This is a genomic window from Streptomyces sp. NPDC087428 (assembly GCF_044744085.1).
In the GTDB taxonomy this organism is placed as follows: domain Bacteria; phylum Actinomycetota; class Actinomycetes; order Streptomycetales; family Streptomycetaceae; genus Streptomyces.
In genome coordinates this window covers 36,254-50,403 of the sequence record NZ_JBIUXR010000011.1, presented here as the reverse complement: position 1 = coordinate 50,403, position 14,150 = coordinate 36,254, and the positions used below count along the sequence as shown (strand labels likewise).

Here is a 14,150-nt window from a genome sequence, read left to right as displayed (position 1 = left end):
CGCAGGCACCTCCGGGCCCCGCCCCGCCGTCAGGCCCAGGGGGCGAACGGCGGGCGGGCCGGGGCGGGGCCGAGGGTGGTCGTGCCCGGTTCGGCGCGGTGCCCGAGGCCGGTCCGGTAGGCGTTCAGCGCCGCTTCCGTCCGGCCCTCGCCGCGCAGCAGGTCTCCGAGCAGCCGGCAGATGTCGGCGAGGTCTCCGGCGGCTCCCGTCTGTTCGAGCAGGGAGAGCGCGGTGGCGTAGTGCAGTTCGGCCGCCTCGGCGTCCCCGGCCTCCTCGGCGATCAGCCCGAGAAGCCGGTGCGCACCGCCGGCGTGCACCGCGCCGCGGCCGGGCTTCAGGCCGGCCAGCAGGCTTTCCAGCAGTTCCGCGGCCTCCGTCGACTTCCCCCTCCTGCGCAGGACGTCGGCGAGCTCGACCTCCACCTGTGAGACGTACAGGGCTGCCCGTTTGGACACCAGCATCGAGTGTGCGGTGCGCAGTTCCGTCTCCGCCCGCACGAGGTCGTCGTGCTGGGCGCAGACATAGCCCCGCATCCAGTGGCAGTGCGCGAGCTCGGTACGGATCTGCAACTGCTGGTAGAGCTCGGTGGCCCGCGCCAACGACGCCTGGGCGGCGTCGGCCCTGCCTTCGGCGATCAGCGTGCGGGCCACCGTTCGGTGCATGGTGGCGACCAGCGCGGGGTCCGACACCTGGGGCACCAGGGCGAGTGCGAGTTCGGCGGCCTGTGCGGCGCGGGCGTGGGCGCCCATGTCCATGTACGGGGCGATCGAGGCCGTGTAGAGCTGGAGCAGCGCGCCCGGATCGTGCAGCCCGGACGTGTTCAGCTCGTCGATCGCGCTTTCCAGCAGGTAGCACGCGTAGCGCAGCTCACCGGCGAGGTAGTGGGCGACCGACCGGCCCCGGACCGCCCGTGCGCGGGCGGGGAGCGGTTCGCCGGCCAGCGTCCGTTCGGCCGCCTCGAACCGGATCAGGGCCTCGGACAGTTCCCCCGTCTCCAGCGCGCACTCCCCGAGGCCCGTGAGCGCGGCCGCGTGTTCCTGCGTGAGCCCGTACTCCTCGGCCCGGCCGCGGATCCGCTCGTAGGCCGCCCGCGCGTCGGTGGCGTCCTCGACGGCCAGTACCCGCTGGGCGTCGGCCAGTTCCGTCCGGAGGGCCGTGGCGATGTGGGTGGGCCTGCCCGTGGCGAGTTCCTCGTGGGCGACGCCGAGGCGTTCGGCGATGTGCCGGAGGGCGGCTTCGGAGGGCCGCACCCTGCCGGCCTCCAGCGTCGAGACGTAGGCGGCGGTGTACGCGGGCTCGGCGAGCTGGCGCTGAGTCAGTTCCCGTTCCTTGCGGAGCCGCTTCACCCGGCTGCCGATCGCGGCCGGTGCGTCCTGCTCCCGCGCCTGTTCCCGCCGCGGCCGGACCGGAGCCTCACCGGTCGTCCGCTCCGGTTCGCCGATCGCGCTGCTGGTTCCCGCCATGCCGTGTTCCCTCGTCCCGCGTCTGCCGGTGGTCTGTTGCCAACGACACACCCGTCACCCTAGGTTGAGCGTCGACTTAAGGATACTTATATTACCGCTTTACTTCACTTCCGAGCGGGACACCAGAGTGAGGATTGACATGCGCACGAGCAGATCTGCCGTCATATCAGTGGGCGTCGCGCTCGCCGCGACAGTGGGGGCGGTCCTCGCCACTCCCGCGGTCGCCGTGGACCCGGAGCCCCACCAGGAGCGGCGCGTCACCGTCGAGTACTTCCCCGAGCCCGGCGGCGAGGGGCGGCGGACCGAGGTCCCGGCCACCACGGAGGCGGCGACCGGCCGCGCCACGGCCCGCGGCGTGGCACCCGCCGCGGGGACGACGGACGGGGAGGTCGGGGAGGTGTCCGTGACCGGCCCCTCGGCCGACCGGCTCGACGTAGTGATCATCGGCGACGGCTACACCGCCGACGAGCAGGACGCCTTCCACACCGCGGCCGCCGGCAAGTGGGCGGACATCACCGGCATCGAGCCCTACGCGAGCTACCAGGGCCTCATGAACGTGTGGACCGTCGACGCGGTGTCCGCCGAATCCGGAATCACCGGCGACCCCGGCACCGACGTCGTCAAGAACACCGCGCTCGGCAGCTACTTCTGGTGCTCGGAGACCGAACGGCTCATCTGTGCCGACATCGACAAGGTCGCCTCCTACGCCGCCAAGGCACCCGAGGCCGACCTGGTCATCGTCGTCTCGAATTCCACCAAGTACGGCGGCGCCGGTTACTCGGGGCTGGAGGCGGAGGGCTACCCGTTCGACGGTGTCTCGACCCTCTCCTCGGACAACGCGCAGTCGAGCATGATCGCCGCCCACGAGATCGCCCACTCGGTCGGCCTGCTGGCGGACGAGTACACCTACGACAGCTACGGCACCTGGCCGGGCGGCGAGGTCACCGACATCAACTCCAGCACCTTCACCGCGGAGAAGATGGCCGCCAACCGGACGAAGTGGTACCGCTGGCTCGGCGAGAGCGACCCCACGGGCGGCACCGTCGGCACGTACGAGGGCAGCAGCTACTACCCGTTCGGGATCTACCGCCCGACCTCCAACTCGCTCATGCGGGCCCTGAACGTGCGCGACTTCAACCTGCCCGGCCGTGAGGCCATGATCGCCGGCTTCTACCGCAAGGCCAACGCACTGAGCAGCAAGGTCAACACGAGCAGCGCGGTCCTCAGGACCGGCCGCATCAAGGTGTCCCGGGCCGAGCTCACCGGCCTGGCCGCGCCCGAGCTGCGCTGGTACGTCGACGGCGTACGGGTCAAGCGGGCGCAGGGCCTCACCACCGTCGTGCCCGCCGCGCTGGGCGTCAGGGCGGACGGCAGGACACACACCGTCACGGTCGAGTCCGCCGACCGGACCAGGTCGATCCGCGACCCCGAGGTCCGCGCCGAGGCCACGCAGAGCATGTCCTGGACGGTCAAGGCGTCCGGGCACACGGCCCACAAGCGGCACTGACGGCCGGACGCGGCACCCGGTTCCCCGCCGGGCCCAGGGCACTGGGCCGGCCCGGCGGAGGACCGCGCCCGGCGGGGCGATCCCAGAGGTGCGTTCACGCCTCGCGTGAGACCGGGCGTCCGGTGGCTCCGGGGTGCTCGGACAGGAGCCGCATGACGTGGCCCACCCTCGTGAGCCGCTCGTCGACGGTGGCATCGCCGGGAACCTGGATCTTCGCCCCCGCGAAGGAGAACGCGCCTTCGGCCGCGCGGAGGCAGCGGCGTACCTGGTCGGCGTCCATGAGGGAGGTGGGCTCGTCCTCGGTGAGCGGCAGGTGGGCGTCGGCCCACGGTCCCCCGAACTCGTTCGCGGCCGGGCCCGCGCCGGAGAACATCACGCCCTCCAACAAGCCTTCGGAGGCGAGCCGTTCGATCTGGGCGAGCGGCCGGCCCGGATCCCGCGCCTCGATCGCCGAACGGCCCCAGTTGACGGTGATGCCGATCCCGCCTTCGCGCGCCAGGGGGATCTCGTCCTCCAGCGGCAGGAACCGCTTCTCCCCGGGGACGGCCGGCGCGTACGCGTCGCAGTGCTCCAGGACGAGCCGGGTGGACCAGCCGCCGGCGGCCGGTTCGCCCGCCGCGATCTCGTCGAGGGAACGGGCGAACATCTCCCCCACCGCGGTCGTGGAGGGCGCGGTGTGGATGTGGAGGGCGGAGACCGACTGCTCGCCGGTGAGCTGGTTCAGCTCTTCGGCGGCGATGCGGGCCTCACGGAGGAATGCGAGCGCCGCCCGTCGGCCTTCCTGGTCCCCGGAGGCGAGCCCGAAGACGCCCGTGGCCCCGACGCGCATCATCGTGCCGGGAATCAGGGTGATCACCGAGCGGGTGAAACGGCCGCGCATCTGTGCGGCCAGCCAATGCGCGTCCTCGCCGAGGCCGTCGCGGAACGGGATCTCCAGCCCGTCGGCGATTCCCCGGCCCGCGAGCCCTTCGTAGAACTCTTCCTGGTCGGCGCGCGGGGAGGGCAGCGCCGCGTATGCCCCCACCAGAGCGGCGGGCCGTGCTGTGTTCATGGTGTCGGTTCTCCCGTGCTGACGAGTCTCGGGCGCTTCCGGTACGCGGCCCCAGCGCGACTCTACCCAACATCAGACGTCTGATGTCTAGCGTGGGCGACTCCTGCCGCTGCCCGGTGGCCCCCTGCTCACGGGGCCACCGGGCAGCCGTCTCGGTCCCGGCGTTCAGAGGCGCTCGATGATGGTGACGTTGGCCTGGCCGCCGCCCTCGCACATGGTCTGCAGGCCGTAGCGGCCGCCGGTGCGCTCCAGTTCGTGCAGCAGGGTCGTCATCAGCTTGGTGCCGGTGGCGCCGAGCGGATGACCGAGCGCGATGGCGCCGCCGTTGACGTTGACCTTGTCCGGGTCGGCGCCGGTCTCCTTCAGCCAGGCCAGCACGACCGGGGCGAACGCCTCGTTGATCTCGACCAGGTCGATGTCGTCGATGGACATCCCGGCCTTCTTCAGGGCGTACGCCGTCGCCGGGATCGGCGCCGAGAGCATCCGGATCGGGTCCTCGCCGCGCACCGAGAGGTGGTGGATGCGGGCGCGGGGGGTGAGGCCGTGCTCGGCGACGGCCCGCTCAGAGGCGATAAGCAGCGCCGAGGCGCCGTCGGAGACCTGCGAGGAGACCCCGGCGGTCAGCCTGCCGCCCTCGACGACCGGCTTGAGGCCGGCCATCTTCTCCAGCGAGGTGTCGCGGCGCGGCCCCTCGTCGACCCGGACGTCTCCGTAGGCGACGGTCTCGCGGTCGAAGCGGCCCTCGTCGATGGCGTGCAGGGCCCGCCGGTGCGAGCGCAGGGCGAACTCCTCCATGTCCCGGCGGCTGATCCCCCACTTCTCGGCGATGAGTTCGGCGCCGTGGAACTGGTTGACGGGCGCGTCGCCGTACCGGGCGCGCCAGCCCACGGAACCCGCGTACGGGCCGTCGGTCAGCCCGAGCGGTTCGGCGGCCTGGCGGCTGGCGAAGGCGATGGGGATCATCGACATGTTCTGGGTACCGCCCGCGACCACCAGGTCCTGGGTGCCGGACAGGACGCCCTGGGCGGCGAAGTGGACGGCCTGCTGGGAGGAGCCGCACTGCCGGTCGACGGTGGTGCCGGGCACCTCCTCGGGAAGGCCCGCGGCGAGCCACGCGGTGCGGGCGATGTCGCCCGCCTGCGGGCCGACGGTGTCCAGGCAGCCGAAGACGACGTCCTCCACGGCGGCCGGGTCGGCCCCGCTGCGCTCCATGAGCGCCTTGATGACGTGGGCCCCGAGGTCGGCGGGGTGGACGGCGGACAGCCCGCCCTTGCGCCGGCCGACCGGGGTGCGTACCGCGTCGACGATGTAGGCCTCGGCCATGACTGCTCCTTCGTGAGGGACATGATGGGATGTCAGGTGCGGGGGGTGATGCCTTCCAGGACCATGGACAGGTACTGGCGGGCGATCTCCTCCGGGCTGTGGGTACCGCCGGGGCGGTACCAGGAGGCGGCGACCCAGACGGTGTCGCGGACGAAGCGGTAGACGAGCCGGACGTCCAGGTCGGCCCGGAAGGCCCGCTCGGCGACGCCGCGTTCCAGGGTGCGCAGCCAGGCGTCCTCGAACTTCGCCCGGGAGCCGGTGAGGTAGGCGAAGCGCGGCTGGGCGGAGAGGTGCCTGGACTCCTTCTGGTAGATGGCGACCGCGGGGCCGTGCCGGTCGATCTGCCGGAAGGACTGGGTGACGAGCGCCTCGATGGTCGCCCCGGGTCCGAGTCCGGCGGCGAGGACGGTGCCGTAGCCCGCCCACAGCTCGTCCAGGAAGGCCGCGAGGATCTCGTCCAGCATCGATTCCTTGGAGTCGAAGTGGTAGTAGAGGCTGCCCGCGAGCAGCCCCGCCTCGTCCGCGATGCGACGGACGGTGGTGGCGTTGTAGCCGAGCGCGGCGAACACCTCGGCGGCGGTCGCCAGGAGTTCGGCGCGTCGTTCGGCGTTGGCGTTCGCGGCGATGGGGGTCACGCCCTCTGGCTGCTGACGGAGACGGTCTCCCCGGTCATGTAGGAGGAGTAGCCGCTGGCCAGGAAGACGATGACGTTGGCGATCTCCCAGGGCTCGGCGTAGCGGCCGAAGGCCTCGCGTTCGGTGAGTTCGGCGAGGAGTTCGGGGGTGGTGACCTTCACCAGGTGCGGGTGCATGGCCAGGCTCGGGGCGACGGCGTTGACCCGTACGCCGAAGTCGGCGGCCTCCAGGGCCGCGCACCGGGTGAGGGCCATCACGCCGGCCTTCGCGGCGGCGTAGTGGGCCTGGCCGCGCTGGGCGCGCCAGCCGACGACGGAGGCGTTGTTGACGACGACGCCGCCGCTGTCGCGGTCCTTGAAGTGGCGCAGGGCGGCGCGGGTGCAGCGGAAGGTGCCGTTCAGGGTGACGTCGAGGACCTTCGACCACTGTTCGTCGGTCATGTCGACGAGGTCGGCGGTGCCGCCGAGGCCCGCGTTGTTGACGACGACGTCGAGGCCGCCGTGGCGCTCCGCGGCGAACGCGAACAGGGCGTCGACCTGCTCCTGGTCGGTGACGTCGCAGGGCAGGGCGGCGACGTTGTCCGCGCCGAACTCCTCCGCGAGGGCGGTGGCGCTCTCGCCCAGCCGCCGTTCGTGGGCGTCGCCGATGACGATGCGGGCGCCCTCCTCAAGGAATTTGCGGGCCGTCGCTCCGCCGATTCCGGCGCCCGCGGCTGCGGTGATCACGGCGGTGCGTCCGGCCAGGAGGGAGTGTCCTGCCACATAGGGCGGCTGGGTGGTCACGGGCGGATCTCCTTGGGCAGGCCGAGGACACGCTCGGCGATGATGTTGCGCTGGATCTCGTTGGATCCGGCGTAGATGGTGTCGGAGCGGGAGAAGAGGAACAGCCGCTGCCAGTCGTCGAGTTCGTACGGCTCCCCGGCGGCGGCCATGCCACCGGCGCCCAGCACGCTCATGGCGAGTTCGCCGAGTTCGCGGTGCCAGGTGGCCCAGAAGATCTTGCCGATGGACGCCTCGGGGCCGGGTGCGCCGGCCGCCACGCCGTCGAGCATGCGCAGGGCGTTGCACCGGATGGTCTCCAGGCCCGTCCAGGCGCGGGCGAGCCGGTCGCGGATCAGCGGGTCCTCGGCGGCGCCGTTGGCTCGGGCCAGCGTGATGAGGGTTTCCAGTTCGCGCCGGAAGCCGACCTGCTGGCCCAGGGTGGAGACGCCGCGTTCGAAGCCGAGGGTGGCCATGGCCACGCGCCAGCCGTCGCCCGGGGCGCCGACGATGTGCTCGGCGCGGGTGCGGGCGCCGTCGAAGAAGACCTCGTTGAACTCGGAGGTGCCGGTCAGCTGGGCGATCGGCCGGATCTCCACGCCGGTCCCGTCCAGTGGGACCAGGAGATAGGACAGCCCCCGGTGGCGGGTCGAGCCGGGTTCGGTGCGGGCGACCACGAAGCACCACTGCGCCTCGTGGGCGAGTGACGTCCAGATCTTCTGCCCGGTGACGGCCCAGTCCTCGCCGTCCCGCACGGCCCTGGTCCGTACGTTCGCCAGGTCGGACCCGGCGTCGGGCTCGCTGTAGCCCTGGCACCACAGCTCCTCGACGGCGACGATCGGCGGCAGGAACCTGGCGCGCTGCTCGGGGGTGCCGAAGGCCACCAGCGTCGGGCCGAGCAGCTGTTCCCCGATGTGGTTGACCCGTGCGGGGGCGTCGGCCAGGGCGTATTCCTCGTGGAAGGCGACCTGTTGTCCGAGGGTCGCGCCCCGGCCGCCGTGCTCCTTCGGCCAGCCCACACAGGTCCAGCCCTCGGCGGCCATGTGCCGTTCCCAGCCGAGCCGTTCGGCGAAGGCCTCGTGCTCGCGGCCGGGTCCGCCGCGGCCCCGGAGGCCCGCGAAGGAGCCGGTGAGGTTGGCGGCCAGCCAGCCGCGGATCTCGGTGCGGAACTCCTCGACGCTGCTCATGGGGGTACGTTAATCTACCAAACACTTGTTAGGGAAGGAGGGGCCGATGTCCGCTGCCCATGACGAACCGGTGCGCTACGAGAAGCGGGGGCCGGTCGCGACGGTGACCATGAACCGGCCCGACTACCGCAACGCGCAGAACTCCGCGATGACCTACGCCCTGGACCGGGCGTTCTACCGCGCGGCCGACGACAGCGAGGTGAAGACCGTCGTGCTGGCCGGAGCGGGCAAGCACTTCTCCGCCGGCCATGACATCGGCACCCCCGAGCGGGACGCCCATCTGCCGTTCGAACGCCGGGCGGGGCTCTGGTGGGACCACTCGGACAAGGAGGGCGCGGAGAGCCGGTTCGCCCGCGAGTCCGAGGTGTATCTCGGGATGTGCCGCCGGTGGCGGGAGCTGCCCAAACCGGTCATCGCGTCCGTGCAGGGCGCGTGCGTGGCGGGCGGCCTGATGCTGGCCTGGGTGTGCGACCTGATCGTGGCGTCGGACGACGCGTTCTTCGCCGATCCGGTGGTCCGCATGGGCATCCCCGGTGTCGAGTACTTCGCGCACCCCTGGGTGATGCCGCCGCGGATCGCCAAGGAGTTCCTCTACACCGGCGACCGGATGAGCGCGCGGCGCGCGTACGAGGTCGGCATGGTCAACCGGGTCGTGCCGAGGGAGGAACTGGCCGAGCGCACCCGGGAGCTGGCGCTGCGGATCTCCGAGATGCCGCGCCTCGGCCTCGCCCTCACCAAGCGCGCCGTCAACCAGGCCGAGGACCTCCAGGGCATGCACACCGGCATGGACTCGGTGTTCGGCCTCCACCACCTGGCGCACGCCCACAACGCCGAGACCGCGCCCGACGCGCTCGGCGGCATGGACATCCGGGCGATGAAGGAGGCGGGTGCCTGATGGACCTCGATTTCGACACGGCCGACGAGGAGTTCCGTACCGAGGTGCGCGACTGGCTGGCCGCCCACGTCCCGGCCGTTGCGCTGCCGTCCCTGGAGACCGCGGAGGGGTTCGCCGCCCACCGGGAGTGGGAGGCGGCCCTGGCCGCGGACCGCTGGTCGGTGGTGTCCTGGCCAGAGGAGTTCGGCGGGCGCGGCGGCTCCCTGCTGCGCTGGCTGGTCTTCGAGGAGGAGTACTACGCCGCCGGGGCGCCCGGCCGGGTCAGCCAGAACGGCATCAGCCTGCTGGCCCCCACCCTCTTCGAGCACGGCACGGCCGAGCAGCGGGCCAGGATCCTGCCGGCCATGGCGCGCGGTGAGGTCATCTGGGCGCAGGCCTGGTCGGAGCCGGAGTCCGGCTCGGATCTGGCCTCGCTGAGGTCGACGGCCGTACGGACCGAGGGCGGCTGGCTGCTCAGCGGCCAGAAGACCTGGTCCTCCCGGGCCGCCTTCGCCGACCGGGCCTTCGGCCTGTTCCGCAGCGACCCGGACGCGGACCGGCCGCACCGGGGACTGACGTATCTGATGTTCCCGCTGGACGCCGAGGGCGTCACGGTGCGGCCCATCGGGCGGCTCGACGGGAAACCCGCCTTCGCGGAACTCTTCCTGGACGAGGTGTTCGTCCCGGACGAGGACGTCATCGGTGAGCCCGGACAGGGCTGGCGGGTCGCGATGAGTACCACCGGGAACGAACGCGGACTCACCCTGCGCAGTCCGGGCCGGTTCACGGCCGCCGCGGACCGGCTGACCGCCCTGTGGCGCGAACACGGCGACCCGGCGGACACGGCGCTGCGCGACCGGGTGGCCGACGCGGTGATCGGCGCCCGCGCCTACCGGCTGTTCTCCTACCGGGGCGCCTCCCACGTGCTGCACGACGAGGGCGGACCCGCCGGGGCCGCCTCCAGCCTCAACAAGGTCTACTGGTCCGAACTGGACATCGCCCTGCACGAGACGGCGCTCGACCTGCTCGGCCCGTACGGCGAACTCGCCGACCACGCGGACGAGTCGCCCGCCGCCGGGGGCTGGGCGGAGGGCTACACCTTCTCGCTGGCCGGCCCCGTCTACGCGGGCACCAACGAGATCCAGCGCGACATCATCGCCGAGCGGCTGCTCGGCCTGCCGAAGGGACGCCGGTGATGCGCTTCTTCCCCGACGCCGAGCAGCGGGAGTTCGCCCGCTCCCTCGACGCCCTGCTCACCTCCTGCGACACCCCGGCCGCGGTACGGTCCTGGGCCGGCGGCGACCACGGCCCGGGGCGGGCCGTCTGGGCCCGGCTCGCCGAGGCCGGGGTGTTCGCCCTCGCGGTCCCCGAAGGGCACGACGGCTTCGGCCCGCTGCCCCTCGAACTGGCCGTCGCCTTCGAGGCGCTGGGCCGTCACGCCGTACCCGGGCCGCTGGTCGAGACGGTGGCCGCGGCGGCCCTCCTGGACCGGCTCGGCGACGAGCGCGTCGCCGCCGAGCGGCTGCCCGGTATCGCCTCCGGGAAGTCCGTCGTCTCCCTCTGCCTGACCTCGCTCGGCCCCTACGCCCTGGACGCCGACATGGCCGACGCGGTGTTCGTGGTGGACGGCGACACCCTGCGCGTCGCCGCCGGGGCCGGTCCCGCGCAGCCGTCGGCCGATCCGGGGCGACGGCTGTCGAGGCCGTCGGGCGGGACGGTCCTCGCGCGGGGCCCGGCGGTGACCGCCGCCGCCGGGTACGCGGCCGACGTCGCCGCGCTCGCCACGGCCGCCCAGGCGCTCGGGGTCGGCCGGACCCTGCTCGCCCGTACCGTCGCCTACGTCACGCAGCGCACCCAGTTCGGCGTGGCGATCGGCTCCTTCCAGGCGGTCAAGCACCGGCTGGCGGACACCCTGCTGGCTCTGGAGTTCGCCGAGCCGCTGGTGCACGGCGCCGCGCTCGCCCTCGCCGCCGGCGACGACGGGGCGGGGCGGGATGTCGCCGCGGCCAAGGTCACGGCGGGCGAGGCCGCGTACGGGGCCGCGCGCACGGCCCTCCAACTGCACGGGGCCGTGGGCTACACCGACGAGCTCGACCTGTCGCTGTGGATCCGCAAGGCCCGGCCGCTGCGCGACGCGTGGGGCACCCCGGCCGCGTGCCGGGCCCGCGTACTGACCGGCTGACCGCACACAGAGGGGAGCAGCCGGATGAGGCTGACTGAGGAGCAGGAAGAGCTGCGGTCGGCCGTACGGTCACTGCTGACGAGACATCAGGGCGCCTCGGCGTGGGGCCCGTTGTCCGAACAGATCGGCGCCGCCGGTCTCGCCGTGCCCGAGGAGTACGGCGGGGTGGGCGGCGGCGCCCGGGACGTCCATGTGCTGATGGAGGAACTCGGCCGGGGCCTGAGCCCGCTGCCGTGTCTGGGCTCCGCGGTGCTCACCGTCGGGGCGTTGCTGGCCTCCGGTGACGAGGAGGCCTGCGGGCGGCTGCTGCCGGGGCTCGCCGACGGCACCTCGGTGGGCGCGCTGGCCTGGGCCGAACGGGGCTCCTGGGAGCCGGACGCGATCCGCGCCGAGGCCGTGCCGGGCCCAGACGGAGGCTGGCTGGTCACCGGGGCCAAGGAACACGTGCTGGACTGGCCCGTCGTCGACGTGCTGCTCGTCGCCGCCCGCACGGCTTGCGGGGTGTCGCTCTTCGAGGTGCCGGCCGACGCCGCCGGGGTGCGCCGGGAACCCGTCGTGACCATGGACGGCACCCGTGGCCAGGCCCGATGGGTACTGGAGGCGGCCGAGGGGCGTCTGCTGGGTGCGGACGGCGACGGCGGGCGGAGCCTGGAGCACGTGCGGGACCTCGCGTGCACGGCCCTCGCCGCGGAGCAGGTGGGCGCGGCCGGACGCGCTCTGGAACTCACCGTCGCGTATGCCCGGGACCGGGTGCAGTTCGGCCGGGCCATCGGGTCCTTCCAGGCCGTCAAGCACCGGCTGGCGGACGCCTATGTGCTGGTGGAGTCGGCGCGTTCGGCGGCGCTCGGGGCCGCGTTCGCGGCGGACGAGGACCCGGGCGCGCTGCCGCGGGCCGCCGCCGTCGCCAAGTCCGTGTGCTCCGAGGCGTTCTCGGCGGTGGCCGGCGAGATGATCCAGCTGCACGGCGGGATCGGGATCACCTGGGAACACGACGCGCACCGCTACTTCAAACGGGCGCACGGGGCCGGCGAGCTGTTCGGCCCGCCCGCCCGCCACCGGGCCCGGCTCGCCGCCGGACTCGGACTGACCGCGCGCTGAAACCGTCGGACGAGAGAGGCCTCACATCATGGACACCGAAAGCCCGTTGGACTTCACGGGACGCGTGGTGCTGGTCACCGGCGGCACCAAGGGCATCGGGGCCGCCATCGCCGGGGCGTTCCTCGGCGCCGGGGCGGACGTGGTGGTCTGCGGCCGCACCACCCCGGACACCCTGCCCGCGGCCGGGGGCAGGGAGGCCGTCTTCGTGGCGGCCGATGTGCGGGATCCGGCGGCGGCGGCCTCGTTGGTGGACACCGCCGTGGAGCGTTTCGGCCGGCTCGACGTACTCGTCAACAACGCCGGCGGCTCCCCGGACGCCGACGCGGCCACCGTCTCGCCGCGGTTCGTCGAGCGGATCGTCGCGCTCAACCTGCTCGCGCCGTTCTACGTGGCGCAGGCGGCCCACCGCGCCATGCGGGCCCAGGACGGCGGTGGTTCGGTCATCAACATCGGCAGTGTCTCGGCCCATGACCCGCAGCCCGGCACCGCCGCGTACACCGCGGCCAAGGCCGGGCTCCTGGCGCTCACCAAGGCGCTGGCCCTGGAGTGGGCACCGGCGGTCCGGGTCAACCACATCACCACCGGGCTGATCCGCACACCGAGCGCGGCGTCGGTCTACGGCGCGGACGGCGGGGCCGCGGTGGCGGGCGTCATCCCGATGGGCCGGATGGCCGTGCCCGAGGACGTCGCCCGTGCCTGCCTGTTCCTCGCGGGCGACCTGTCCGGGTACGTCAACGGGGCGGACCTGGCGGTGCACGGCGGCGGGGAGTTCCCGGCCCGCTACCTCGCCGCGAAGGCGGCCGCCGCACCGGAGTGAGGACGCGGCGAGGTCCCGGGCCCCGCGCGGGGCCCGGGACCTCGGCCCGCGCTCAGACCAGGTTGTCCTCGACCGTCAGCCCGAAGGCCCCCCGGCCGTACATGGCGAGGGCGCGCTCCACGTCGTTGGCGACATGGACGCTGCCCGCGTGGGCGTCGCGCCAGGCGCGCTCCACGGGGTTGCCGCGCCGCAGCGCGTTGCCGCCCGCGGTCTTGAAGAGCAGGTCGATCGCGGCGACGGCCCGTTCGGTGCCCCGGACCTGGTCGCGCCGGGTGCGCAGGCGCAGCTCCATGGGTATCTCCTGTGCGGCCACCGCGAGTTCGGACAGCTCGCGCAGGTTGCGGTCCATCTGCAACACCGTCGCGTCGATGTCGGAGGCGGCGCGCGCGATGGCGACCTGGGCGAACGGGTCCTCGGTGAACCTGCCGCCGCCCAGGCTGAGCCGCACCCGCTCCTTCATCCGGGCCACGTACGACGCGTAGCCGCCGGACACCGCCCCGATCACCGGTGCGGTGACGGCGCTCGTGAAGATCGCGCCGAACGGCAGCCGGTACAGCGGACCCGGGTTGACCTGCTGCCCCGGCACCTTCAGCCGGGCCTGCTCGTAGTTGCGGAGCACCCGGTGGGCCGGCACGAACGCCGACTCGACGAGGATGTCGTTGCTCGCGGTACCGCGGAGCCCGACCACGTCCCACATGTCCTCGATCCGGTAGTCCGACCGCGGCACCAGGACGGTGAGAAAGTCCACCGGCCGTCCCTGCGCCCCGACGACGAGGGCGCCGAGCAGCGCCCACGAGGCGTGTTCGCAGCCCGAGGAGAAGCTCCACCGGCCGGTGAGCCGGTAGCCGCCGTCGACCGGGGTCAGCCGGCCCACCGGGGCGTACGACGAGGAGATCCGGGTGTCCCGGTCCTCGCCCCACACGTCCTCCTGCGCCCGCTTGGGGAACAGGCCGAGCTGCCAGGGGTGGACGCCCAGGACGGACGCCACCCAGCCGGTGGAGCAGCACACCGCGGAGATCGCCCGCACCACCTGGTAGAAGTCGACCGGGTCGGCCTCCAGGCCGCCGTACCGGGTCGGCTGGAGCATCCGGAACACCCCTGCCCCGGCCAGCTCACGGACCGTGGCATCCGGTATCCGCCGCTCCTCGTCCACGGCCGCGGCCCGCTTCTCGATGGCCGGCAGCAGGGCGCGCACCGACTCCAGAACCTCGTTGCCCATAGTCCGTCCTCCATGCCCTTGTCGCACTGTGCGGTG

13 protein-coding genes are annotated in these 14,150 nt (G+C 73.1%); 6 read left to right on the top strand and 7 right to left on the bottom strand.

Annotated features, from left to right (window positions below; all coding sequences use genetic code 11):
- Window positions 1–29: 29 nt before the first annotated feature.
- Window positions 30–1,463 carry a helix-turn-helix domain-containing protein gene (locus ACIO3R_RS23805; RefSeq protein ID WP_402108505.1) on the bottom strand — a complete coding sequence of 478 codons (1,434 nt, stop codon included), beginning with the start codon at window positions 1,461–1,463 and terminating at the stop codon, window positions 30–32.
- Between the two features lie 139 nt (window positions 1,464–1,602).
- Between ACIO3R_RS23805 and ACIO3R_RS23800 the strand changes: the two genes are divergently transcribed.
- Complete coding sequence (locus ACIO3R_RS23800; RefSeq protein ID WP_385034350.1) at window positions 1,603–2,970, top strand: M64 family metallopeptidase; 1,368 nt, start codon at window positions 1,603–1,605, stop codon at window positions 2,968–2,970.
- A 94-nt stretch (window positions 2,971–3,064) separates the two neighbouring features.
- On the opposite strand, the gene ACIO3R_RS23795 is transcribed toward ACIO3R_RS23800, so the two are convergent.
- From ACIO3R_RS23795 to ACIO3R_RS23775, 5 genes are all read right to left on the bottom strand, one after another.
- Window positions 3,065–4,021, bottom strand: a complete 957-nt coding sequence (locus ACIO3R_RS23795) for a DUF4862 family protein (protein WP_402108503.1) — start codon at window positions 4,019–4,021, stop codon at window positions 3,065–3,067.
- A gap of 165 nt (window positions 4,022–4,186) precedes the next feature.
- A complete protein-coding gene (locus ACIO3R_RS23790; protein ID WP_385036038.1) occupies window positions 4,187–5,344 on the bottom strand; it encodes an acetyl-CoA C-acetyltransferase in 1,158 nt (385 codons plus the stop codon).
- Between the two features lie 32 nt (window positions 5,345–5,376).
- Window positions 5,377–5,979 carry a TetR/AcrR family transcriptional regulator gene (locus ACIO3R_RS23785; RefSeq protein WP_385036037.1) on the bottom strand — a complete coding sequence of 201 codons (603 nt, stop codon included), beginning with the start codon at window positions 5,977–5,979 and terminating at the stop codon, window positions 5,377–5,379.
- Entirely contained in the window at window positions 5,976–6,761 is a 786-nt protein-coding gene (locus tag ACIO3R_RS23780; protein WP_402108501.1) for an SDR family oxidoreductase, read from the bottom strand. Before ACIO3R_RS23780 ends, ACIO3R_RS23785 begins: the two co-directional genes overlap by 4 nt.
- Entirely contained in the window at window positions 6,758–7,924 is a 1,167-nt protein-coding gene (locus ACIO3R_RS23775; protein ID WP_402108498.1) for an acyl-CoA dehydrogenase family protein, read from the bottom strand. The genes ACIO3R_RS23780 and ACIO3R_RS23775 overlap by 4 nt, the downstream gene beginning before the upstream one ends.
- A 46-nt stretch (window positions 7,925–7,970) precedes the next feature.
- Here ACIO3R_RS23775 and ACIO3R_RS23770 point away from each other — a divergent pair, with 46 nt between their 5' ends.
- From ACIO3R_RS23770 to ACIO3R_RS23750, 5 genes are read left to right on the top strand one after another with little or no spacing between them, the layout of a single operon-like run.
- Entirely contained in the window at window positions 7,971–8,819 is an 849-nt protein-coding gene (locus ACIO3R_RS23770) for an enoyl-CoA hydratase (protein ID WP_385036034.1), read from the top strand.
- Window positions 8,819–9,994 (top strand): acyl-CoA dehydrogenase family protein, encoded by a 1,176-nt coding sequence (locus ACIO3R_RS23765; protein WP_385036033.1) that lies wholly within the window; start codon window positions 8,819–8,821, stop codon window positions 9,992–9,994. Before ACIO3R_RS23770 ends, ACIO3R_RS23765 begins: the two co-directional genes overlap by 1 nt.
- Window positions 9,994–10,980, top strand: a complete 987-nt coding sequence (locus ACIO3R_RS23760) for an acyl-CoA dehydrogenase family protein (RefSeq protein WP_402108494.1) — start codon at window positions 9,994–9,996, stop codon at window positions 10,978–10,980. The genes ACIO3R_RS23765 and ACIO3R_RS23760 overlap by 1 nt, the downstream gene beginning before the upstream one ends.
- 24 nt (window positions 10,981–11,004) lie before the next feature.
- Window positions 11,005–12,078, top strand: a complete 1,074-nt coding sequence (locus ACIO3R_RS23755) for an acyl-CoA dehydrogenase family protein (RefSeq protein ID WP_402108491.1) — start codon at window positions 11,005–11,007, stop codon at window positions 12,076–12,078.
- A gap of 28 nt (window positions 12,079–12,106) precedes the next feature.
- Window positions 12,107–12,895 (top strand): SDR family oxidoreductase, encoded by a 789-nt coding sequence (locus tag ACIO3R_RS23750; protein ID WP_402108488.1) that lies wholly within the window; start codon window positions 12,107–12,109, stop codon window positions 12,893–12,895.
- A gap of 52 nt (window positions 12,896–12,947) precedes the next feature.
- On the opposite strand, the gene hsaA is transcribed toward ACIO3R_RS23750, so the two are convergent.
- A complete protein-coding gene (gene hsaA / locus ACIO3R_RS23745; RefSeq protein ID WP_402108485.1) occupies window positions 12,948–14,114 on the bottom strand; it encodes a 3-hydroxy-9,10-secoandrosta-1,3,5(10)-triene-9,17-dione monooxygenase oxygenase subunit in 1,167 nt (388 codons plus the stop codon).
- Between the last annotated feature and the right edge of the window lie 36 nt (window positions 14,115–14,150).